Origin of the sequence: Dyella flagellata (assembly GCF_030160275.1) — a bacterium.
GTDB lineage: Bacteria > Pseudomonadota > Gammaproteobacteria > Xanthomonadales > Rhodanobacteraceae > Dyella_B > Dyella_B flagellata.
The window spans coordinates 1-1057 of the sequence record NZ_BSOA01000066.1 but is presented as its reverse complement, the minus strand read 5'-3'; the positions used below and the strand labels follow the sequence as shown (position 1 = coordinate 1057).

Here is a 1057-nt window from a genome sequence, read left to right as displayed (position 1 = left end):
TCCGTGTCAGCGCCGACGAGCATGTCTGTCTGCTCACCCAGCATCACATCGTGTCCGATGGCTGGTCGATTGGCGTGTTGATCCACGAACTCAATCAGCTGTATCGCGCTTTCAGCGCGGGGCAGGGCGATCCGCTCGCGCCTTTGGCCATCCAATACCCCGACTATGCCCACTGGCAACGGCAGTGGCTCAGCGGCGAGCGCTTAGCGGCGCAGGCGGCGTACTGGAAGCAGCAGCTGGCCGATGTGCCGGTGCTGCTGGAACTGCCCACCGATCGCGTACGTCCGATCCGGCAAAGCTTTGCCGGTGCCAGTGTGCCGGTCCGGCTCGATCCGGCCTTGAGTACTTCCCTCAAACATCTCAGCCAGCAGCATGGCGTCACCTTGTTCATGACGCTGCTGGCGGCCTGGTCCAGCGTACTGTCACGGCTGTCGGGGCAGGACGATCTGGTGATCGGCAGTCCCAGCGCCAATCGGCAGCACCCGCAGATCGAAAGCTTGATCGGATTTTTCGTCAATACGCTGGCCTTGCGCATCGACATGTCCGGCACGCCGACGGTGATCGAACTGCTGGAACGGGTGCGGCGGACCGTGCTGGATGCGCAGGTGCATCAGGACCTGCCGTTCGAGCAGGTGGTGGAAATCGTGCAGCCGCCGCGGCAGATGGGGCACCCACCGATCTTCCAGGTGATGCTGGTATGGCAGAACAACGAGATCGGGGACCTGGCCTTGCCTGGGTTGCAGGTCGCACCGCTGGATCTTGCCTGGGACAGCGTGAAGTACGACATCGAATTGCAGTTGGGTGAGCGCGATGGCTGCATCGAAGGCGCGCTGAGTTACGCCACAGCATTGTTCGATGAAGCGACGGTACAGCGCCATCGGGACTATCTGTTGGCGACCTTGCGAGCGATGGTGGCGGACGCGCAACAGGCCGTGCCGCGTATCCCGATGCTGGGCGATGCCGAGCGGATGCTGTTGCTGGAGACCTGGAACCGCACCGAAGCGGCTTACCCGCAAGACCATTGCATCCATCAGCTGTTCGAAGCGCAAGCGCAACG

The 1057-nt window shown here is 62.6% G+C and carries 1 protein-coding gene; it reads left to right on the top strand.

Features of this window, described 5'->3' with window-relative positions:
• Window positions 1-1057 (top strand): condensation domain-containing protein (locus tag QQJ96_RS23525; protein WP_284334477.1); only part of this gene is annotated, 1057 nt, incomplete at both ends.